The organism is Achromobacter arsenitoxydans SY8, assembly GCF_000236785.1.
Taxonomy (GTDB): Bacteria; Pseudomonadota; Gammaproteobacteria; order Burkholderiales; family Burkholderiaceae_B; genus Achromobacter; species Achromobacter arsenitoxydans.
Map to the genome: position 1 here is coordinate 120,851 of NZ_AGUF01000087.1, position 22,173 is coordinate 143,023.

Here is a 22,173-nt window from a genome sequence, read left to right on the forward strand (position 1 = left end):
GAGAGGGCGCCGCCGCGGACGCGGCGCCCCCAAAGGCGTGGTTTTGAGGCGGACTAATCGATGGACTTGACGGTCTGTACGGTTTGCGCGCTCGGGAACAGGTTGCTGATGAAGCGGTTCCACCGCACCAGGGCTGCCGAATCCACGAACACGACGTCTTTGGGTTGCAACTCGAATTTGGCTCCTACGGCAAGGGCTTGCGGAGATCCCGCGTTCAGGTGATACACAAGCGGCGACGCGTCCTCTGTGCCACGCACAACAAAGATCTGCGACGGATCCGACGTCAACTGGTTCGGCCCCCCTGCCAAACCCAACGCCTCGGTCAACGACATGCGCCCGTCACGCATCACCGGCGCGCTGGGCAGGAAGACCTCGCCCATCACGAACACCTTGCTGTCGTCCCGCGGCGTGACTCTCACGATGTCCCCTGCCCTGAGCATCACCTGGTTCAAGTCCTGGCCGCGCTCGATCAGCGCGGGAAGGTTCACGCGAGTACGCCGCCCCTCGCGGATCACGTAGACCGAGCTGCGGTCGCCGGTAGGCAGAATGCCTCCGGCCCTGTTGAGCGCTTCCAACAGGGTCATGGGGACGTCGTTGATCGCAACCGTGCCCGGCGTCGTCACCTCGCCATCGACGAAAATGCGCTTGCTGCGAAATCCCAGAACGCGTACGGTGATCTGCGGGTCCTGTATGTACTTGCCCGAACTATTGACTATGAGATTGCGCGCCTGAAGTTCCGTCAACCCCGCCACTTTCAGCAGTCCCGTATACGGAAATTGGATATATCCAGTGGATGACACCGTATAGCCCGGAATGCCCGAGGCGGTATCCCCAATAGCTAGTTCCGTTGCCCCAGAACCAATTGCGTAGGTTTGCGTCGGAAGCACGAGCTCGGGGTGATCCCACACGACGATCGAGAGAATGTCCCCAGGCCCGATGAGGTAGGGCCCGGGCTTGCCGATCAGATGACCAATGCCCTCGTTGTCCAGCAGCGCTTCGCGCGCGCGCTGCTCTTCACGCACGAGGGATGGCGTGATTTCCTTGATCACCGCCTTGGAGTTCGGGTCCAGCGGATCCGCAAGCTGATTGGCGTTGAAGGTCATGCCGGGGGATAAGGCGCAAGCGCCCAGCGAGGACACGAGCGCGGTAGCGGCTATGGCTCGGCTCAACGTTCCGAAAAATGTAGTCATGGCGAATCCACTGTGAATGACTTCGTTGCTTGGAAAGGAGCCCGATGCGTAACGGGTTGCGACATTCCACTCTCTTTTCCTAGGCCCGCACATTCGACGGATGCCCTAAGCCTTCTCCTACATCGTTTGGAGGTTTCGGGTATGCAGCGCTCTCAATAAGATTTTGTCGGTAGCCACATGCTTTGCGGCACTGCACAGTTTTTGCTTGGCGCAAGGCGCTCCCCCCCGAACAGGAGTGCGCGATGGACCCGTCCCAAACGGACACGTCGGCAAGATTCAGCGGGACAAGCTATATCTATCGCTTGCTCGACGCCGCGATCGTCATCACCTGCGGCCTGACTGCCACCGGCTTGAAATTCTCGGATGAGGCGCTGACGGATCCTCCGCAGATCCATCTGTTCCTGATCTATCTGTGCGGCCTGGGCGTCATCGCCATCTTCCCGGCGTTCCGCCTGTACGTGTCGTGGCGCGGCCGTTTGCTGACGGACCTGGTGGTCCGCAGCCTGGCCGCGTGGGCCACGGTTTTCGCGCTGGGCATCTTCGTCAGTTTTCTCATGCACCAGACCGGCGCGATATCCCGCTTATGGGCGGCTACCTGGTTTGGCATTACGGCGTTGGCGCTGGCCGGCGTACGCATCGCCGTCTACGCCGTGCTGGGCGCGGCGCGCGACCGCGGCCTGAACAAGAAGCGCGTGTTGCTGGTGGGCTTTGGCGCGCTGGGCCACGACATGTGGCGCCGGGTCGAGAAGTACCGCGAGGCCGGCTACGAGATATCGGGGATCTACGCCGAACCGCATGAGATCCTGCCGCCGCAGGTCCGCCGCCTGCATGACCTGGACAACCTGCACGACTTCGTCCGCGAGAACAACGTCCGCGAGATCTGGATCGTGCTGCCGATGGAGGCGGGCCAGGAACTGCGCGAGGTGCTGTATCACCTGCGCAACGACCTGGTGGACATTCGCTGGATACCCGATGTGATGTCCATCCAGCTGCTGGGACACCGCATCGGCGAGTTCCTGGGTCTTCCCGCCATCCAGCTCAACAGCCTGCCGGCCGCCGGCGTGCGCGGCTGGGCCAAGGAAGCCTTCGACCGCAGCTTCGCATTCTGCGCGCTGCTGGGCTTGTCTCCGGTGATGCTGACGGTCGCCCTGCTGGTCAAGGTCACGTCGCGCGGCCCCGTCTTCTTCACCCAGCCCCGGCTGGGCGTGGACGGCAAGGTGTTCCATGTCTACAAGTTCCGCACCATGACCGTGCACCAGGAGCATGGCGTGGTCACGCAGGCCACCCGCGACGACCGCCGCGTCACACGCATCGGCGGCTTCCTGCGGCGCACCAGCCTGGACGAGCTGCCCCAGTTCCTGAACGTGCTGCTGGGCGACATGTCGGTCGTCGGCCCGCGTCCGCACGCGCTGGAGCACAACGAAATGTACAAGGACCTGGTGCAGCGCTACATGATGCGCCATCGCGTCAAGCCGGGCATCACCGGCTGGGCGCAGGTCAATGGCTTTCGCGGGCAGACCGACACGCTGCGCAAGATGAGCGACCGCGTCGAGCACGACATCTACTACATCCAGCACTGGACGTTCAGGATGGACCTGCTGATCATCGCCCGCACGGCGGTATCCGGATGGACGGGCCGAAATGTCTACTAAGCCGTTGGGATGGCCTGTGCGGGAAACGCCCCCGCAACGCGGCGGCGTGCTGGCCCGGTCGGACTTCCGCCAGGCAGTCGAGATGCTGCCCCTGGTGTCGATCGACCTGCTGCTGCGCGACGGCGCCGGCAACTACTTGACCGGGCTTCGCGCCAATCCGCCCGCCCAGGGCGCGTGGTTCGTCCCCGGCGGACGCATCCGCAAGAACGAGCCGCTGCGCGACGCGCTGCGCCGCATCGTGCACGACGAGCTGGGTCCGTCCCTGCCAGAGCTGGCCTGGACGTCGCGCGGCGTGTACGAGCACTTCTATGGCACCAATTTCGCGGGTGAAGCCGGTCGCTCCACCCATTACGTCGTCCTCGCCTTCGAGGCCGAGCTTTCGTTGGATACCGCAAGCCTTCCCCTGGTCCAGCACAACGGCTACCGCTGGCTCCCCGGGGAAGTGATCGCCGCCGACCCCGGCGTGCATCCGTACACCCAGGCCTACTTCAAGGAGTGAGAGCCATGACCAACCCCCCTCCCCCGTACCGGGCAGTCATTCTTTGCGGTGGATCAGGCTCGCGCCTGTGGCCGCTGTCGCGCGAGCTGCTGCCGAAGCAGTTCATCCGTTTGACCGATGACCGCAGCCTGCTGCAGAACACCCTGCTGCGGCTCGGGTCGGCCGGCGCCAAGGACCGGCCCATGCTCGTGTGCAACGACGCGCACCGCTACATTGCCGCGGAACAGGCGCAGGAGCTGGGCATCAAGGACGTAGAGGTGATCCTGGAGCCGTTTGCGCGCAACACGGCGCCGGCGATCGCCGCCGCCACCCTGCGGGCCATGCAGGACGGCGAAGACCCCATCATGCTCATCATGCCGTCGGACCACGTGCTGGAAGACGGCGAGGTGTTGAGCGCCGCATTCGCCCAGGCCTACGATGCCGCCCGCCAGGGCGCGCTGGTGACGTTCGGCATCAAGCCGACCGCCCCGCTCAGCGGCTACGGCTATATCCAGGCGGACGAGCCCGGCGCCATGGCGCCCGCGCGCCGCGTGCGCCGGTTTGTCGAAAAGCCGTCTCCCGAGGTCGCCCAGCGCTTCATCGACGATGGCGGCTACTACTGGAACAGCGGCATGTTCGCGTTCCAGGCCTCGGTTTTCCTGTCCGAATTGGCGCGGCTGGCGCCCAAAATCCTGGAGCAGGCGCAGGCCGCGGTAGCCACGGGGCACGGCGAGAGCGGGCTGTTCCACCTGGACGGCCCGTCGTTCGAGGCTTGCCCCAGCGACTCCATGGACTACGCCATCATGGAGCGCACCGACAGCGCCGTGGTCATCCCGCTGGCCGCGTCGTGGAGCGACGTCGGCGCGTGGGATGCCGTGTGGGGCATCGCCCAGAAGACGGTGGAAGGCAATTCCACCACCGGCGACGTCATGGTGGAGGATTCGCGCAACTGCCTCATCCACTCGACCAGCCGCCTGGTGGCTTCGGTGGGCCTGGACGACATCGTCGTCATCGAAACGGCCGATGCCGTACTGGTGGCGCACAAGTCGCGCTCGCAGGACGTCAAGCGGCTGGTCGAGATCTTCAAGACCCAGCACCGGTCGGAGCTCAACCACCACCGCGAGGTCCAGCGGCCCTGGGGCTCGTACGACTCGGTGGGCCAAGGCCCCCGCTACCAGGTCAAGCGGATCACCGTCAAACCCGGCGCCCGCCTGTCTTCGCAGATGCACCATCACCGCGCCGAACACTGGATCGTGGTGTCGGGCACGGCGCGGATCTACAACGGCGACAAGCAGTACCTGCTGACCGAGAACCAGTCGACCTACATCCCGCTGGGCGAGATCCACAGCCTGGAAAACCCGGGGAAGATCCCGCTGGAGATCATCGAGGTGCAGTCGGGGGCCTACCTCGGTGAAGACGACATTGTGCGCTTCCAAGACATGTACGGCCGTGTCTGAAAAGGCAATTTCTGAACCGTTCTGGCGCCCCGGCGTCGCCCGCGTCTGCCTGCCCGTGGTTGTGTTGTTCTTTGCCGTGCTGGTGACGGTAGGGAACCTGCCCGGGCTGGCGGCGGACATGTCGGACGCCTTCGGCGACAAGCGGCTGCACCTGGCCGCCTACGCCTTTCTTACCGGGCTGATCTACATATCAGTCAACCGGCGTCCGGCCCTGGTGGCCATGCTGGGGGCTGTCGCCATGGGTGCGCTGGATGAATCAATCCAGTCCTTTTTTCCCTACCGACAGGCTGAACTCTTAGACCTTTTGGCCGATATCTCAGCGGCTGGTGCAACAGTAATCTCATTGCACATTGGTACCGCAGCCATCGGCTCCTTTCGTGCAGTCACTAAGTCTTAAGGACACAACCATGCCAAAACGGGCACTGATTACCGGCGTTACTGGCCAAGACGGGGCCTATCTGGCGGAGCTTCTGCTGGCCAAGGGCTATGAGGTCCACGGCATCAAGCGGCGCGCTTCGCTGTTCAACACCGCGCGGATCGACCATCTTTACCAGGATCCGCACGACCAGCCCCGCAATTTCGTGCTGCACCACGGCGACATGACCGACTCGTGCAGCCTGATCCGCATCGTCCAGTCGGTCCAGCCCGACGAGATCTACAACCTGGCCGCGCAGAGCCATGTGGGGGTCTCGTTCGAAGAGCCGGAGTACACCGCCAACGCCGACGGCCTGGGCACCCTGCGCCTGCTGGAGGCGATCCGGATCCTGAAGCTGGAGAACAAGAGCCGCTTCTACCAGGCGTCCACCTCCGAGCTCTACGGCCTGGTGCAGGAAACGCCCCAGAAGGAAACGACGCCCTTCTATCCGCGCAGCCCCTATGCCGCCGCCAAGCTGTACGCCTACTGGATCAGCGTGAACTACCGCGAAGCCTACGGCATGTACGCGTGCAACGGCATCCTGTTCAACCACGAATCGCCCAAACGCGGCGAAACCTTCGTCACGCGCAAGATCACCCGCGGCCTGGCGCGCATCGTGCTGGGCCTGCAGGAATGCCTTTACCTGGGCAACCTGTCCGCCCTGCGCGACTGGGGCCACGCCCGGGACTACGTCGAAATGCAGTGGCTGATGCTGCAGCAGGACACGCCGGAAGACTACGTCATCGCGACCGGCATGCAATACAGCGTGCGCGAGTTCATCAACACCGCCGCGCGCGAACTGGGCATCCTGCTCGCCTGGGAAGGCGAGGGCCTGGAAGAGACGGCCACCGTGCTGTTCTCGCCGGTTCACGACGTCAAGGCGGGCCAGGTCATCGTCCGCGTGGATCCGCGCTACTTCCGCCCGACCGAAGTGGAAACCCTGCTGGGCGATCCCACCAAGGCGCGCGAGAAGCTGGGCTGGTCGCCGCGCACCACGTTCGCGCAGCTGGTCAAGGAAATGGTCGAAAGCGACCTGAAGGACGCGCGGCGCGACGCTCTGGTCGAACAGAACGGCTACGAAATCTACGCCTACAAGGAGTAGTCCGACATGACGAACCTGGACCAACGCGTGTTCGTGGCCGGCCACCGGGGCATGGTGGGCGCGGCCATTACCCGCGAACTGCACCGGCGCGGCTACAACAACGTGCTGACCCGCAGCCGGACGGAACTGGACCTGGAAAACCAGAACCAGGTGCACCGCTTCTTTTCGACCACGCCGGTCGACGTGGTGTACCTGGCCGCCGCCAAGGTGGGCGGCATCCTGGCCAACAACACCCATCCGGTGGACTTCCTGTACAAGAACCTGATGATCCAGTGCAACGTGATCCGTGCCGCGTATGCGGCCGGGGTGCGCAAGCTGCTGTTTCTGGGTTCGTCATGCATCTACCCGCGCGAGGCGCCGCAGCCCATCCGCGAGGACGCGCTGCTGACCGGCCCGCTAGAAGCCACCAACGAGCCCTACGCCATCGCCAAGATCGCCGGCCTGAAGCTCTGCGAGGCGTACCAGCGGGAGTTCGGCGCGCGCTTCATCTGCGCCATGCCGACCAATCTGTACGGTCCGCACGACAACTACGACCTGCACAGCAGCCACGTGCTGCCAGCCCTGATCCGCAAGTTCCACGAAGGCCGCGAGGCCGGCCAGGAAAGCGTGACGATCTGGGGCACCGGCGCCCCGCTGCGCGAGTTCCTGTACGTGGACGACTTGGCGCAGGGCTGCGTCATGCTGATGGAGCATCCGGACGCCGAGGGCATCTACAACATCGGCGCTGGCAAGGACATCTCCATCGCCGACCTGGCGCAGCTGGTGGCGCGGGTGGTGGGCTACCGCGGCAACATCGTCTACGACACGTCCAAGCCGGACGGTACGCCGCGCAAGCTGATGGATTCTTCCCGCGTGCAGGCGCTGGGCTGGAGGCCGGAGATCTCTCTGACCGACGGCATCACGCTGGCCTACGGACATTTCCTGCGCGAACGCACACAGCAGGCGCTGCCGGTGGCCTGACGGCCGCGCCGCCATGACAGACAGGGTTACCGATGCTTGGATTCGTAAAGAGACACATCGCCGGCAATGCCTCGTTCTGGGGGCTGGTGGAGTACGGCATCGGTCCCGTCGCGGCGCTGGTGGCGCTGCCCATCCTGTTCCGCCAGCTCGGGACGGTGGGCTTTGGCCAGTACTCGATGATCATCGCCCTGGCCGGCTTCGGCAACGCGGCCAATCTGGGCGCGGCCGTCACCGCCACCAAGCTGGTGTCCGAAAGCACGCACGAGCCGGGCGGCGCCTACCGCGCGGCCGGCGTCAGCATGTCGCTCATCGGCTGCGCGCTGGCCGTCGTAACGCTCGCGGCGGTATTGCTGTGGGGCGTAGTCGGCCTGGGCTGGCCGGAGGCCACGTTCGGCGGGGTCGCGGTGACCATGCTGGCCATGCCGGCGCTCGCCATCTACCTGACGCAGCAGTATGACCAGCTGTTCTCCGGCTGTCTGAAGGGGCGCGAGGATTTCCGCGCCACTGCGCTGTGCGAAGTCTTCAGCCGCACGGGCACGATGGCGCTGGCCTGCACGGCCGCCTGGCTGACCGCGTCTCCGACCTGGACGGGGCTGGCGCAGGCGCTGGGGCTGCTGCTGGCGGGCAGCGTGAAGATGCGCGTGTTCGCCCGCGCCTACGGCCGCGTGCTGGTTCGCCCCGTGCGCGACCGCGGCGCCATGATGGAAGCCTTCCGCTTCTCGCGCTGGTCGTGGCTGAACAGCCTGAGCGCGCTGGCTTTCGGCTCCGTGGACCGGGTGCTGGTCGGCAGCCTGATGGGGCCCGCGGCGCTGGCCATTTATACCGTGGGCGTCCAGGTGGGCCAGATCATCCATACCGCGTCGGTCGCCATCTTCCAGAAGGCGATGCCGCGCGTCACGCGTCTGTCGGTGTCGCCGCCGTATCCCGGAGCGGCTGAACGCGAGATCCGCCGCATGATGCTGTGGAACCTTGCGCTGTCCACCGGGGCCACGCTGGCCGTGCTGGCGGTCAGCCGGCCGCTGCTGAACCTGCTGCTGGGCGACAACGTCGCCAGCGGCCACCTGGGAACCTTCCAGTTGCTCATCGTGGCGTCGGGCCTGCTGTCCCTGAACGCCGCGGCGCATTTCTCCCTGCTCGGGCTGGGCAATTCCCGCGCCGTCGCGATCCTTAATGGACTGGGCGGCCTGGCGATGCTCTGCGTCATGGCGGGACTGGTACACGTGGCGGGGGAACACGCCGCGGCTTGGGGCCGCATGGCCTATGCGGCGATCACGCTGGCCGGCGTGGCTCTCGCCATTCGTCAATCCCGCCCCGACTTTCCGGGCGCCATGCCTGCGGCCACCCGTTAACCAACATGCTGAGGTCCTACATGCGCAAGCGCCACAACGAGTATTCACGCCAGCTCATCGACTTCGTCCGCGAGCTCCGCCCGCCAGCGCCCATCGCCAGCGGCCTGTTGCCCAAGGTGACGATCGTGACCCCCTCGTTCAACCAGGCGAAGTTCCTGGAGCGCACCATTCTTTCCGTGCTGAACCAGGGCTATCCGCGGCTGGAATACATCATCATCGACGGCGGTTCCACCGACGGCAGCGTGGACATCATCAAGAAGTACGAACGCTACCTGACCTACTGGGAAAGCACGCCAGACCGCGGCCAGTCGCACGCCATCAACAAGGGCTTCGAACGCGCCACGGGCGACTACGTGGGCTGGCAGAACTCCGACGATCTGTACTTCCCCGGGGCGCTGCGCAAGCTGGGCGCGGCGGCGGCGCGCGGCCGGGCGCCGATTGTCAGCGGCAACCTCTTCGTGGCGGACGCCGACAACCGCATCTTCCGCAAGATCCACTACACCCCCGTCAACCGCGGCACGCTGACGGTGGTCAAGGCGTCCATTCCGAACCAGTCCGCCATCTTCCGCCGGGACCTCCTGCGCAAGTACGGCCTGCTGCAGGAGAGCATGCGCTACTGCATGGACCTGGAGCTGTGGAGCCGCCTGCTGCGCGAGGGCAAGAACCTGATCGTTCCCGACGCCCTGGGCGTCTACACCGCCCACGACGAGACCAAGACCGCGCTGATGCAGGATGTGCTGCTGGAGGAACGCGAGCAAATCGTCAGCCGCATCCGGCGCACCGAGCCGGGGCTGGGACGCCTGTTCGAACTGTCCTGCCGTGCGTCGAAGGTGGCGGCCCATGCGCGGCAGGGGGACCTGTCCTACCTGCTCGAAAAGCTGACCACGAAGATCTTCAGACGCGACGACTGGGCCGCGCACTAGGCCCGCCCCACTGAAATGGAGCTGCAATGAAACCGCGCCGCCGACTCTCCACCCTGCACCTGCTGGGCCTGTTCGTGTTCACCGCGCTGGCGCTGAACGACGACAGGTTCATCTTCGGGGTGGGCAGCTTCAAGCTGTCGCCATTCGACCTGCTGTTCGTGGCCATGGTAGGCGTCAAGGCGCTCCGGCTGGCCGACCCGGGCGCCTACGCGCTGCCGCGCGGGGCGCTCGGCATGCTGCTGGGCATCCAGGCCGTGTCGGTGATCTACCTGCTGATGGTGTCCATGCATCACCCGGGCATCGAGACCGGCGACGTGGCGCGCGACCTGCGCATCGTCTTCTACTTCCTGTGCACGCCATTCCTTTGCTACAAGGACATCGACAGCCCTCGCGCCTATGCCGTGCTGCAAAAGTACATCGTGGCGGCCTGCCTGGCGGTCGCTACCCTGATGCTGCTGGAACAGGCGCAGGGCTTCAGCGTCGCCAATCCGCTGCGCAACGTGCGACTGGGGGTCTGGGCCATTCCGATGGGCGTGGTGTCGCTGCTGTATTTCCGGCGCACGCTGAACGTATCGGGCCCCAAAGCCTACGCGCTGACGCTGTATATGGTGATGGCGCTGGTGTTTTCGCTGAATCGCAGCCAGTACCTGCAGTTGGCGATTTCCGTGCTGATCGCCGTGATGCTCGCCGGCAGCGCCGACATCCGGCGCCGCGCCGTCCTGATCTTCGCGCCAGCCGCCGTCGCCGGCGTGCTGATCTTCGCCAGCATCGGCTACCTGGACGTCCTGACCAACCGCATCTTCAGTGTCGAGCGGCTGGACGAGGATTCCAGCTACGGCGCCCGCGTCCAGGAAATGGAAGGCCAGATGGACTTCTTCGCCGAGAGCCCGGTCTTCGGCAAGGGTGCCGGGTTCCGGAGTTGGGTGATGGGCGAGAACGGCTTTGAACTGAGCACTTTCGCGCACAATTCCTGGGCCTTCTACCTGATGAAGTTCGGCGTGGTGGGCACGACGCTCATCATGCTGCCGCCACTGCTCATTTTGCTGTTCTCGCTGTTCAGGCGCTACGCCCATCCCGGCCTGGAGATGCATCGACGATTTCTCCTGGCCACCGCGCCGATCTACATCTTTATCGACTCGATGTCCGGCGGCCTGGCGTATGCGCCCAAGACCGCCTTCACCGGATTTCTGCTGTGCTACTGCCTGTCGTTGATCCGCAATGCGCAGATCATGCCCGTACCTCGTAACGAACCGCCCGTTCCCAGCCCTCGCCCGGCCGCCGTGCGCCGGGCGCCACCGCGAGTGATCCCCCATGCCTGATGTCCTGTTTGTCGCGCCCGACCTGCACGGCGGTGTCGGAAGATGCGTTGCCTTCATCGTGGATGCCTTGCCGGAACAGGGAGTGGACTCCGCCCTGTTCCTGCTGCGTTCGCGCAACCGCGAGTATCCCATCGCGAACCCGAAGGTCACGCGCGCGCTTCCCGTCATCGAATCCCCGACCAAGCTGCGGCTCATGCTGCCTTTCGCCTTTTTTCAGCTCCTGTCCCAGATCCGGCGCGACAAGCCGTCCATTGTTTGTTCGCACGGGCTGCTGTGCAACATGCTCGTCGTGCTGGCCAAAAAGATCCTGCGCGGCAAGTTCAGCACGGTGGCGTTCGAACACAGCAGCCCGGCCATCCATTACGGCGCGTCGAAGATGCGGCGCCTGAAGTGCTGGCTGGTCAGCCAGACCTACCGGCGGCACGATGCCGTGGTGGGCGTGTCCCGCGGGGTGAAGGAAGACCTGGTCAGCATGTTTCCGCCGCTGCGCGGCAAGGTGCACACCATCTACAACGGGGTGCCGCTGGACAACGTGCGCCGCCAGGGGGCCCAGTCCCAGGGCGCCGCCAGCGACGACTCGCCCTACCAGGTCGTGGCCGTCGGCCGGCTGGAGGCCGTCAAAGACTACGCCACGCTGATCGACGCCGCCGCCCTGCTGGACGATCCGCGCATCAGCTTCACGATCCTGGGCGAAGGCTCGGAACACGCGGCCCTGCAGAAGCGGATCGACGACAAGGCGTCGCGCAGCCCGGTGACGCTGGCCGGCCACATCGACAACCCGTTCCCGATGATCGCCGGGGCCGGCGCCTTCGCGCTCACATCCGTGCGCGAGAGCTTCGGCAACGTGCTGGTGGAAGCGCTGTGCCTGGGCGTGCCCGTGATCTCGACAGATTGCCCTCACGGCCCGGCCGAAATCCTGGATGAGGGCCGCTACGGGCTGCTGGTGCCGGTCGGCGACGCCGCCGCGCTTGCCGAGGCGGTGCGCCGCCTGGCCTACGACGGCGAAATACGCGAAAAGCTGGCGTCCCAGGGCCCCGAGCGCGCGGACGAGTTCTCCCTGGAGCGGCACTGCCGCAACGTCATCAATCTATTCCAGCCCCTCATGCAGCGCGGCACGCCCTGAACAGGACAGCATCATGCAGAAGATACCGGTATCCGTCGTGGTGATGACGAAGAACGAGGAACGCAACATCGCGAAGTGCCTGAAAGCGCTGGTGGACTTTGACGAAGTCTTCGTGGTCGATTCCAACAGCACGGACGCGACCTGCGCGATGGCCACGGCGCTGGGCGCACGCGTGTCGAATTTCAATTGGGACGGCAAGTACCCCAAGAAAAAGCAATGGTGCCTGGAGCAATTGCCGTTCACGCACCCGGTGGTGCTTTACGTCGACGCCGACGAGGAAATGACGCCCGGCCTGGCGGCCGAGATCCGCGAAGCGCTGCCGCGGTTCGCCGCGGGCGCCGGCGGCGCCTTCGTGCCCTTCGACTATGTGTTCTGCGGCAAGAAGCTGGAACATGGGCACCGGGTCTACAAGCTGGCGCTGCTGGCGCGCGACCGCTCCCGCTTCCTGGACTACGACGATCTGGACGTCGCCAACATGTGGGAAGTGGAAGGCCACTACCAGCCCCAGGTCGAAGGCGAGACCTTCGCCCTGCGCCAGCGCATGGTCCACAACGACCACGACTCGCTTTACCACTACTTCGACAAGCACAACCGCTACTCGGACTGGGAAGCGAACCTGCGCACCAAGGGACTGATGAACGATCCGCGTGAAGCCAACGTGGGCGGCCGCGCGCTGCTCAAGCGCATCTTCCAGGCCATGCCGTTCAAGGCGCCGATCTCGTTCCTGCATTCCTATGTTTTCCGCCTGGGCTTCCTGGACGGCAAGGCCGGCTACGACTACGCCGTGGCGCGCGCCATGTACTACTGGCAGATCCGCATCAAGACCGAGGAGATCCTTAAGGCCAGGCGGGAAAGCGCTGCCGCTTCGCAGCGCGACGCGGTCGCGGGAGCCGCCAAATGAGCGCATTGCAACGCCTGGACCAGTTTGCGCTTGCGCCGGGACAGCGCGGCCGCTCGGCGCTGACGGTGCAACTGTGGTGGATGGTGCAAGGGACGCTGTTCCGCTGGTCGCCCCAGGTGGCCTATGGCTTCCGGCGGTGGCTGCTGCGCTGCTTCGGCGCGCGCGTGGGTCGCAAGGTGCTGATCCGGCCCACCGCCACCGTGACCTATCCGTGGAAGGTGGAGATCGGCGACTACGCCTGGATCGGCGACGACGCGGTGGTCTACAGCCTTGGGCCCATCCATATCGGCGCCCACGCCGTGGTGTCCCAGCGCAGCTACCTGTGCGCGGCGGACCACGACGCCGGCCAGCCCGATTTCCCGCTGCGCGAGCGCGCGGTGCGCGTCGAGGAAGGCGCCTGGGTGGCGACCGACGTGTTCGTCGGCCCGGGCGTGACCATCGGGCGCGAGGCCGTGATCGGCGCGCGCAGTTCGGTGTTCCGCAACATGCCGTCCGCCATGGTGTGCCACGGCAATCCCTGCCGCCCCATCCGGCCCCGCACCGCCGCGCCAACATGAAAATACTCATCTATGGCATCAACTACGCGCCCGAACTGACAGGCACCGGCAAATACAGCGCCGAGCTGGCCGAATGGCTGGCGGCGCGCGGCCACGAGGTCAGCGTCGTCACGGCGCCGCCCTACTATCCGCAATGGCGCGTCCATGACGGCTACCGCGCCGGCCGCTACGCCAGCGAAGAGCGCCGCGGCGTAACGGTCCGGCGCGCGCCGCTCTGGGTGCCGGACAAGCCCGGCGGGGCCAAGCGCCTGGTCCACCTGGCCAGCTTCGCCCTGTCCAGCCTGCCGTCGCTGCTGCGCGCGGCGATGCGCCGGCCAGACATCATCCTGGTGGTGGAACCCGCGCTGTTCTGCGCGCCCGGCGCCTGGCTCGCAGCCCGGCTTTGCGGCGCCCGCGCCTGGCTGCACATCCAGGACTACGAAGTGGACGCCGCCTTCGAACTGGGCCTGCTCAAGGGCGCCCGCCTGCGCGCCATCGTCAAGCGCGCCGAGCGCTGGCTGATGCGGCGCTTCGACCGCGTGTCCACCATTTCGAACCGGATGCTGGAACTGGCGCTGGCCAAAGGCGTCGATCCGGGCCGGGCCGTGCTGCTGCCGAACTGGATCGACATCAACGCGATCACGCCGCTGGCGGAAGGCGGGGATTACCGCGCCCAGCTCGGCATCCCCGACAACGCCATCGTCGCGCTCTACTCCGGCAACATGGGCGGCAAGCAGGGCCTGCAGACGCTGGCGGACGTGGCGCGCCGGCTGAACCGCGAGGACCGACTGTGGTTCCTGTTCTGCGGTCAGGGGCCCGAACGCGCGGCGCTCGAAGAAAAATGCAAAGGCCTCACCCGGGTCATCTTCCTGGACCTGCAGCCGGCTGAGCGCCTGGGCGCCCTGCTCAACACCGCGGATATCCATTTGTTGCCGCAGCGCGCCGGCGCGGCGGACCTGGTCATGCCGTCCAAGCTGACCGGCATGCTGGCCAGCGGACGGCCGGTGGTGTGCGGCGCGGCGCGCGGCACGGAACTGGCCAGCGTGGTGGCGCATTGCGGCCTGCTGACCCCGCCCGAAGACGCCGTGGCCATGGCGGAGGCCGTGCGCAAGCTGAGCTACAACTCGCAGATCCGCGAAACGCTGGGCGCGGCCGCGCGCCAATACGCGCTGGCCCACCTGCACATCGACGCGGTGCTGGGCGCCGCGGAGCGCGAATTCGCGGCGGTCGTCGCGGCCCGCAAGGGCAGGACCGCGCCGGCCGATCCGCGCGCCAGCGAAGGCGACGTCTGATCCGCGGCGGCCCCGCCGCCGCGTTTCCCAAATGAACCAGGGCCTGTGCGGGCGGTATCGCCACCCGCACAGGCCCTGCCTCGTTGCGCGCCAGCAGTCAGCTGGTTTCGCCCTTGCCCTGCGTCGGTCCGTTGCCGCCCCTGACCAGCCCCATCTGCACCGCGATGTAGGCCGCTTCGGCCTGGTTGCGCGCGTTCAGCTTCCAGTAGAGCGTGCGCGCGTGGCTCTTCACGGTGGCCACGGATATGCCCACCTGCTGCCCGATCTCTCGCATGGTCTTGCCCTGCACCAGCAACTGCAGGATTTCTTCCTGCCGCTGTGTAAGTTCGCGCAGCTCCTGCACGGTTGCATGCGCGACGCTGGGCGGCCTCCCGGCGGGTTGCGGATAGCATTCGCCCCCCGCCACCACCAGGCTGACTGCGGCCGCCAACGCGTCCGGACTGGAGGCCTTGGGCAGATAGCCCGCCACCCCCGCGCGGGCGCAGGCGGCCATCACGCTCTGGTCCACGGATGAATACAGCACCAGCACCAGCCTGGGCATGAAAAACGCCATCGCCTGCGATAAGAGCCCGATATCCTGCTCGGCCGCGCCGCTACACCCGACCACCAGCAGTTCTACTGGACGGTTGATGGAGCTGGACATGTTGAGCAGGTGGGCTGGCGAGATGGCCAGGATATCGTCGGCGTTCCGCACACGTTCCAGCACATGCTGAATTGCGACACGAAGCAGAGCGTAGTCTTCGATCAGTACGGTTGTCATCCCGGGAAGAACCTTGTGACGCATGGCCCACTAACGGTTCCCATGGCGCAGGCGCAACGCGACGCGAAGCACCGAATCACGCGCATCGCCAGGCCCAGGGAAGTCCTTCCGCAGCATCGGATTGCGGTGGCGATGTTAAGTGATTCGCCCTATCAATCCATGCTTGCGGACACAACCCATGCTATCAGCGGCTACGTCCGCTGAATCTCGTTCAGGAGGATGATTGGTGGAGGAAAGCGGTCTGTCAGCCTGCGCTCGGACCTGCTTTCTATGCCTTAGCCGTATTGGCTATGCGCGGCCCCGGCAGCGTCGGAACAAGGCGTTCCAGGCTGCCGGGCAGCACAATCCCGCTACCCGACCTTGCGTCCATAGAGCTGCCCGGCGTCCACTTCCCTGCCATTCGGCTCATGCCATTCCAAGGTCGCGCCGCGCTGCAGCGCCGCGTATACGGCCTCGCCCTTGTTCTTGACATGCAGACGCTGGTAGAGCGTGCACGCGTGCGTCTTGGCCGTCGCCACGGAAATGTTCAGCATGCGGCTGACCGTCTTGATCGGATATCCCCTTGCCAACAGCACCAGCACTTCGTACTGGCGCGGCGTGATCTGGAGCAGTTGCGCGCCCGCGCTGACGGGCATGGCGCCCTTGGAGCCGGAATCTTCCGCGTCCCGTGCCGGCAGGGCGCACACCGTCGAAGCAGGCGCCTGGAGGGCCTGTTCGCTGGGGAAGCATTGTCCGCCGGCCATGACCAGACGAATCGCCGCTTCGAGGATTTCGACCGAAGCCGTCTTCATCAGGCAACCGTAGACGCTTGCGCCAGGCAGGCCCTGCACCGGCATGGGCAAAGGCATGACGTCCGTCAAGAGCAGAATCCGCTTGGGCGTCAGCACGCGTTGAATCTCGTGCAAGGCGCTCCAGGCCTCATCGGTGTCCACAGGCAATCCATAAATCAGGAGATCGGCGCCTGCATGGACGCCGTCGGCCTTGGACACGTCCGCAAGGCCCATCCCCTCGATTTCCCACACATCATCCAACTTGCTAAGAATCTGCCACAAACCCAACCGCAAGAGCGGATGGGCTTCAATCAGGACCATCTTGGCCATGGTGTCCTCCCGGTTTTTCGACGGGCCTAGAAGGGATCTTCGCTGTGCTGAAGACTATTTTTTATCCAGCCCCGCGGGAGTGGACCGCATATCCCGGAATATCTAATGAAGCTGAACCGGGACGTTTGGGCTGGGCGACTTTGGTAGCCAACATAACGGATGGCATGGACCCATCTTATGGTTCGGATTTGTCAAAATCAAGACGTTTCAGGGCGATATAATCCGATAAAATCAGAAATCATTCGTTAGCCTTAATCACGATCGTAAATATGGATGAGACTACCCTCTCGTCCTTTTTACCGCTAGGGTTTTCACCAGCGGCAAGGGGCGCCCCAGCCAGTTCCCCCTATGACAGGCCCCGCGCAAGGCTCCCCGGACAGGGGCGCGGACCCATGTTACAGACGAAAAAAAGCCGCGTTCGGACATCCGCCGAACGCGGCACGAAACAGCCGGATTTCATGAGAAAGCTGTCTACTTGTATCTGCGGACACATTAAGCCCGTGAACAGTCCCTGTATTCGAAATAGAGGTAACATTTTTTATTTTTACGCCGGCGAGCGAATTTACTCCATATAGGCGAAGTCGAAAACCGTATGCCCCCCCTGATGATGCCAATGGTGCATTGAAGCATGGCGTTTTCTCAGGAAGTTTGCATAGTGGATTTCGCCGTCGGTTTCGACGTAGGTGGAAGGCGTGAGCTCATCAATCCGGTTCAGCGACACGCCCTTGCCGTAGTGACAGAAGCCCTGGTACTGCGCGCAGCGGATCACGTCTCCGCCAGGCGACACAACGATTCCCGCGTTGCGGGCCCGCATCGGGTTGCGCACGATCGGGTTGCAGGCATGCGGCGTCCAGGATGTCGAGCGCGGCGAATCCGAGAAAAACGCGAACAGCTCGTCGCAATGACTCTGGCCGTCGGTTCGGTCGATATTAGTTAATAGCCACCAGTATTCCCCGTGTTTGAAAATAATGGTGTCGACCGCAGATATATTCGTCATCAGATTAACATCGAGCTCCCATTTCAGCGGAAATTCAGTGCATTTCCACAGCTCGATACTGCGATTTCCGCATGTTTCAGGCACCATGTAAGTCACACCTTCGTGCTCGAATATATACGGAAAAGAAAGGTGGTACGGCAGGTTCAGCGCGGTGCCCAGCAGCCGGAAAGCCCCGTCAGAGTAAGTCGCGACCGAGATCGTGCCCTTGCGCGAAGTAAAATCGTAATCCTCGAAAAATATATACGGTTTCTTGTCGTGGGTATAAACAAACGGATCGGCGAAAAATCTGCCCTTCGGCGGTTGCAATACCATCGCCTCGGAAACCACCGCCTGCTGCCGTGCGGACGGAAACATACCAATCCGCCAGCGCACATTGCGTTTCATGACGCGCCGCACAACCAGATCCGACATTAACCAGGCCTGACGCGAAATATATGCAACGCTATCCCACTCCGCCGGATCGGCGCGGCGCGGACCGCTCATGATCTGCATGGCGGGCGGCGCAACGCCTTGTTGCGCGCGGGCCAGCGCCTGCAAGGCGTCATACACCATGAAATTTCCCAAACTGAAAGCGCGCGCCTGATTCTTCAGCCAGAACACTTCGGTGTTGAAACTGCGCTGGTCCAGCAGCTCATCCTCATCCTCATTCGCGCCGACGCGCCAGAGTTTTACGGTGGTGTGATCCTCGCGCTGGAAGACCTCCCAGAAGCCCGCATAACGGCTGGTGGCCACCGCAATATCCGAATAGCTCAACTGCCATACGCCAAGGTTCGCCCACGTGGCCATCTGCGGGCGCGTGGCCAGCGACGCGCCAAGCGTGATCACGAGATCCAGGCCCAGGGCCTCCACCTCGCGCTGCTCCTGCGCGTCCAGGGTTCCCGGCGTAAGCGGCACCACGGCCGCGCCGTCCGGCGGCAGGGTCTGGCGCATGTCGCCGCACGCCAGCATCACGCGCTGCTTCTGCGGCAACAGCTTGGATTCCAGGCGGGACAGCGTGCCGAACAACGCCTTCACGCCGAACCGGGGCGCCTTCCCCAGTCCCTCTCCGGCCATCACCAGCAACGCCGCAAGCTCGAAATCCTGGCTATGGACGAGCCACTCAACCATCTCATGCATCCAGCCGGGTTGCTCATACCCGTCAACCAGCAGTCCTACCTTGTAGGTCTTCATTTCTCGTGCTCCTGTCTCAGGGCAATTGGCCTGCCGCACCGTGACGGCGAAGGCCTCGCCAGGCACACATCCGGGGCAATGCATTCACGTCCTCGCGCTGATACTGCGTGGTTTTCTGGCCGCGTTCCAGAGCACATTCATCCTAGGGCCGGTGTCCGAGGACGAACGGCCAAGCCTCCACCCTCTGCGCACGGAACCCGCTCATCCATCCGCCCGGTCCGGCGTCATCCGTCTGGCCGAGCGGCGCTGCACCGCGAGAGCTCGAGCGCATCCTCGACTCGCGATTAGGGGTAAACCCTATTGGGGATAGCCGAGGCTCGCTTCTCCTCCATCCCTAACGCATAATGTTTTAAAACAAACGTTTGAATTCAACCTTATGCAAGAAATCAAATCCACGTCCACCAGGGAAACCATCCTGGACACCGCGGAAGCCCTGTTCGCACAGCAAGGCCACGAAGCCACCTCCATGCGCCAGATCACCGGCGCGGCGGGCGTGAACCTTGCGTCGGTGAACTACCACTTCGGCTCCAAAGAGTCACTCGTGCAGGCGGTGCTAAAACGCCGCCTGGAAGTGCTGAATCGCGAGCGCCTGCGGCTTTTGGACGAACTCGAGGCGCAATCCGCGGGCAAGCCCCTGAAACCGTCGCAGATCGTGGACGCCTTCTTCGGCACCCTGCTGCGCCTGGCCGCCGATCCCGCGCAGGCCGGCAGCACGTTTCTGCCGCTGCTGGAACGCACCATGACCGACCCCTCCGACTTCATCCGCGCGCTGTTCGCGGAGGAATACGCGGACGTGCTCAACCGCTATCGGAACGCGCTGTTCGCCGCGCTGCCCGATGTGCCCCGCGCAGAGATCATCTGGCGCTTCCAGTTCATGCTGGGCGCAACCTCGTACGCCATCATGGGCACCGACCTGCTCAGGTCCGTCACGGGGCTGACCGCCGACGAAACCGAACATCCGAACGATCCCGGCCTGCTGCTGCCGCGCCTGATGAGCTTCCTGCTCGGCGGCCTGCGATCTCCCCTGCCACATCTGCCCGCCACCTGACCGCCCCGCGGCGCCGGCAACCAGAACAGAACATTCACGGAGACAAAGAAATGAACGCAGTCATCGTCGCGCTGGTTGTCATTGCGCTCCTGGCCGCCGCCGTGCTGGCGCTGCGGCCGCTTCGGCTGGCGCTGCTGTCCTCGCCCATCTTCAACCTGTATCGCAAGGTGCTGCCGCAGATGTCGGACACCGAACGCGATGCGCTGGAGGCCGGCACCGTCTGGTGGGAAGGAGAGCTGTTCGGCGGCCGGCCCGACTGGAAGCGCCTGCTGGCCTATCCGCGGCCGCGCCTGACCGACGAAGAGCAGCGCTTCCTGGACAACCAGGCCGAGACCGCCTGCCGCATGGTCAATGACTGGAGCGTCACGCAAGAGCGCTTCGACCTGCCCGCCGAGGTCTGGAATTACCTGAAGGCCGAAGGCTTCCTCGGCATGATCATCCCGAAGCAATACGGCGGCCTGGCGTTCTCCGCCTATGCCCACTCCGAGATCGTGACCAAGCTGTCCACGCGGTCCTCGGCGCTGGCGGTTTCGGTGATGGTGCCCAATTCGCTGGGCCCCGCGGAACTGCTGCTGCACTACGGCACCGAGGAACAGAAGAATCACTACCTGCCGCGCCTGGCGCGTGGCGAAGAAGTGCCCGCCTTCGCGCTGACCAGCCCCTGGGCCGGCTCCGACGCCGCCGCCATCCCCGACAGCGGCATCGTATGCAAGGGCGAATGGCAGGGCCGCGAAGTGATCGGCATGCGCGTGACCTGGGACAAGCGCTACATCACGCTGGCGCCTGTTTGCACGCTGCTGGGGCTGGCGTTCCGCCTGTACGATCCCGACGGCCTGCTGGGCGGCAAGAAAGACCTGGGCATCACCTGCGCGCTGGTCCCGCACGACCATCCCGGCGTGGACACGGGCCGCCGCCACTTCCCGCTCAACGCCATGTTCATGAACGGGCCCACGCGCGGCACCGATGTCTTCATGCCGCTGGATTTCATCATCGGCGGTCCCGCCATGGCTGGCCAGGGCTGGCGCATGCTGATGGAATGCCTGGCCGCGGGCCGGTCGATCTCGCTGCCGTCGTCCAACACCGGCATGGCCAAGCTGACGGCGCGCGCCGTGGGCGGCTATGCCCGCGTGCGCAGCCAGTTCCGCATGCCCGTCGGCAAGTTCGAAGGCGTCGAAGAGGCGCTGGCCCGCATCGGCGGCCATACCTACATGATGGACGCGGCGCGGACCATGACGGCAGGCGCCGTGGACCTGGGCGAAAAGCCCTCGGTCGTGTCGGCCATCGTCAAATACCACGTCACCGAGCGTGCGCGCCAGGTGGTCAACGACGGCATGGACGTGATCGGCGGCAAGGGCATCTGCCTGGGCCCGTCCAACTTCCTGGGCCGCGCCTATCAGCAGATCCCCATCGGCATTACCGTGGAAGGCGCCAACATCCTGACCCGCAGCCTGATCATCTTCGGCCAGGGCGCGATCCGCTGCCACCCCTACGTGCTGGCCGAAATGCAGGCCGCGCAGTCCGCGGACCGCAAGCAGGGCCTGGACGACTTCGACCGCGCGTTCTGGGGCCATGTGCGCTTTGTCGCCGGCAACAAACTGCGCGCGCTGGGCACGGCCCTGACCGGCGCGCGCTTTGTCGCCGTGGATGCCGACGTGGCGCCGTCCATGAAGCGCTACTACCAGTTGCTCAGCCGCTATTCCTCGGCCTTCGCGCTGCTGGCCGACTCGTCCATGCTGGTGCTGGGCGGCAGCCTGAAGCGCCGCGAACGCCTGTCCGCGCGCCTGGGCGACGTGCTGTCGCAGATGTACCTGATCAGCGCCACGCTCAAGCGCTTCGAGGACGAAGGCCGGCAGGCGGCCGACGCGCCGCTTGCGCACTGGTCCATCCAGGACGCGCTGTTCAAGGCGCAGGAAGCCTTTGACGGCGTGCTCGAAAACTTCCCCAACCGCTTCGTCGCGTGGAGCCTGCGCCGCATCATCTTCCCGTGGGGGCACAGCCAGACGCTGCCGTCGGACCAGCTTGGCCAGGAGGTCGCCCGCCTGCTCATCAGCCCCAACGCCACGCGCGACCGCCTGACCGCAGGCTGCCACCTGCCCGACACGGCGGACGAACCCGTCGGCGCGATCGAACAGGCGCTGGCCGCCACGCTGGACGCCGAACCGATCGAAGCGAAGATCCGCGACCTCGAAAAGCGCGGCGCGCTTGAAGGCAATCCACAGGCCAATGTGCGCGATATCGCCGATGCGGCGGTCGCAATCGGCGGCATCACCGCGGAAGAATATGCCGTGGTCAAGCGCCGCAACCGCTTGCGCGATACCGTGGTGAAAGTGGATGATTTCCCCTTTGACCTCGGCGCCGCGGGCGCGGACCGGCCCACGGCCGAACGCAAGGTCGCCTGAGG

General features: G+C 64.9%; 19 protein-coding genes. 15 read left to right on the top strand and 4 right to left on the bottom strand.

What is annotated here, in order from left to right:
* Nucleotides 1–53: 53 nt before the first annotated feature.
* A complete protein-coding gene (locus KYC_RS26600; RefSeq protein WP_008168373.1) occupies nt 54–1,190 on the bottom strand; it encodes a polysaccharide biosynthesis/export family protein in 1,137 nt (378 codons plus the stop codon).
* A gap of 242 nt (nt 1,191–1,432) precedes the next feature.
* On the opposite strand from KYC_RS26600, the gene KYC_RS26605 reads away from it, so the two are divergent.
* From KYC_RS26605 to KYC_RS26665, 13 genes are read left to right on the top strand one after another with little or no spacing between them, the layout of a single operon-like run.
* The gene (locus KYC_RS26605) at nt 1,433–2,842 is read left to right on the top strand and encodes an undecaprenyl-phosphate glucose phosphotransferase (protein WP_008168375.1); all 1,410 of its coding nucleotides are present in this window, start codon (nt 1,433–1,435) and stop codon (nt 2,840–2,842) included.
* Nucleotides 2,832–3,341: a GDP-mannose mannosyl hydrolase gene (locus tag KYC_RS26610; protein WP_043519337.1), complete on the top strand. Its 510-nt coding sequence runs from the start codon at nt 2,832–2,834 to the stop codon at nt 3,339–3,341. The genes KYC_RS26605 and KYC_RS26610 overlap by 11 nt, the downstream gene beginning before the upstream one ends.
* Before the next feature lie 5 nt (nt 3,342–3,346).
* Entirely contained in the window at nt 3,347–4,777 is a 1,431-nt protein-coding gene (locus tag KYC_RS26615; RefSeq protein ID WP_008168379.1) for a mannose-1-phosphate guanylyltransferase/mannose-6-phosphate isomerase, read from the top strand.
* Nucleotides 4,770–5,174 (top strand): VanZ family protein, encoded by a 405-nt coding sequence (locus KYC_RS26620; protein ID WP_008168381.1) that lies wholly within the window; start codon nt 4,770–4,772, stop codon nt 5,172–5,174. The genes KYC_RS26615 and KYC_RS26620 overlap by 8 nt, the downstream gene beginning before the upstream one ends.
* 10 nt (nt 5,175–5,184) lie before the next feature.
* On the top strand, nt 5,185–6,294 hold the full coding sequence (gene gmd / locus KYC_RS26625) for a GDP-mannose 4,6-dehydratase (RefSeq protein ID WP_008168383.1): 1,110 nt from the start codon (nt 5,185–5,187) through the stop codon (nt 6,292–6,294).
* 6 nt (nt 6,295–6,300) lie between these two features.
* Nucleotides 6,301–7,254, top strand: a complete 954-nt coding sequence (locus KYC_RS26630; protein ID WP_008168386.1) for a GDP-L-fucose synthase family protein — start codon at nt 6,301–6,303, stop codon at nt 7,252–7,254.
* A gap of 32 nt (nt 7,255–7,286) precedes the next feature.
* Nucleotides 7,287–8,603 (top strand): lipopolysaccharide biosynthesis protein, encoded by a 1,317-nt coding sequence (locus KYC_RS26635; protein ID WP_008168388.1) that lies wholly within the window; start codon nt 7,287–7,289, stop codon nt 8,601–8,603.
* A gap of 20 nt (nt 8,604–8,623) precedes the next feature.
* Complete coding sequence (locus KYC_RS26640) at nt 8,624–9,526, top strand: glycosyltransferase family 2 protein (protein ID WP_008168391.1); 903 nt, start codon at nt 8,624–8,626, stop codon at nt 9,524–9,526.
* Nucleotides 9,527–9,552: 26 nt separating this feature from the next.
* Nucleotides 9,553–10,845 (top strand): O-antigen ligase family protein, encoded by a 1,293-nt coding sequence (locus tag KYC_RS26645; protein ID WP_008168394.1) that lies wholly within the window; start codon nt 9,553–9,555, stop codon nt 10,843–10,845.
* Complete coding sequence (locus KYC_RS26650; protein WP_008168397.1) at nt 10,838–11,968, top strand: glycosyltransferase; 1,131 nt, start codon at nt 10,838–10,840, stop codon at nt 11,966–11,968. The genes KYC_RS26645 and KYC_RS26650 overlap by 8 nt, the downstream gene beginning before the upstream one ends.
* A gap of 13 nt (nt 11,969–11,981) precedes the next feature.
* Nucleotides 11,982–12,869 (top strand): glycosyltransferase family 2 protein, encoded by an 888-nt coding sequence (locus KYC_RS26655; RefSeq protein WP_008168398.1) that lies wholly within the window; start codon nt 11,982–11,984, stop codon nt 12,867–12,869.
* Nucleotides 12,866–13,426, top strand: a complete 561-nt coding sequence (locus tag KYC_RS26660; RefSeq protein WP_008168400.1) for a putative colanic acid biosynthesis acetyltransferase — start codon at nt 12,866–12,868, stop codon at nt 13,424–13,426. Before KYC_RS26655 ends, KYC_RS26660 begins: the two co-directional genes overlap by 4 nt.
* Nucleotides 13,423–14,697, top strand: coding sequence for a glycosyltransferase WbuB (locus KYC_RS26665; protein ID WP_008168402.1), 1,275 nt, complete (start codon nt 13,423–13,425; stop codon nt 14,695–14,697). Before KYC_RS26660 ends, KYC_RS26665 begins: the two co-directional genes overlap by 4 nt.
* Nucleotides 14,698–14,794: 97 nt before the next feature.
* On the opposite strand, the gene KYC_RS26670 is transcribed toward KYC_RS26665, so the two are convergent.
* From KYC_RS26670 to KYC_RS26680, 3 genes are all read right to left on the bottom strand, one after another.
* Nucleotides 14,795–15,457 (bottom strand): response regulator transcription factor, encoded by a 663-nt coding sequence (locus KYC_RS26670; protein WP_043519339.1) that lies wholly within the window; start codon nt 15,455–15,457, stop codon nt 14,795–14,797.
* A 350-nt stretch (nt 15,458–15,807) separates the two neighbouring features.
* Nucleotides 15,808–16,557 carry a response regulator transcription factor gene (locus KYC_RS26675; RefSeq protein WP_008168409.1) on the bottom strand — a complete coding sequence of 250 codons (750 nt, stop codon included), beginning with the start codon at nt 16,555–16,557 and terminating at the stop codon, nt 15,808–15,810.
* A 562-nt stretch (nt 16,558–17,119) separates the two neighbouring features.
* A complete protein-coding gene (locus tag KYC_RS26680) occupies nt 17,120–18,724 on the bottom strand; it encodes a glucosamine inositolphosphorylceramide transferase family protein (RefSeq protein WP_008168411.1) in 1,605 nt (534 codons plus the stop codon).
* Between the two features lie 376 nt (nt 18,725–19,100).
* Between KYC_RS26680 and KYC_RS26685 the strand changes: the two genes are divergently transcribed.
* Entirely contained in the window at nt 19,101–19,772 is a 672-nt protein-coding gene (locus tag KYC_RS26685; RefSeq protein WP_008168412.1) for a TetR/AcrR family transcriptional regulator, read from the top strand.
* A gap of 50 nt (nt 19,773–19,822) precedes the next feature.
* A complete protein-coding gene (locus KYC_RS26690) occupies nt 19,823–22,171 on the top strand; it encodes an acyl-CoA dehydrogenase (RefSeq protein WP_008168415.1) in 2,349 nt (782 codons plus the stop codon).
* Nucleotides 22,172–22,173: the final 2 nt, after the last annotated feature.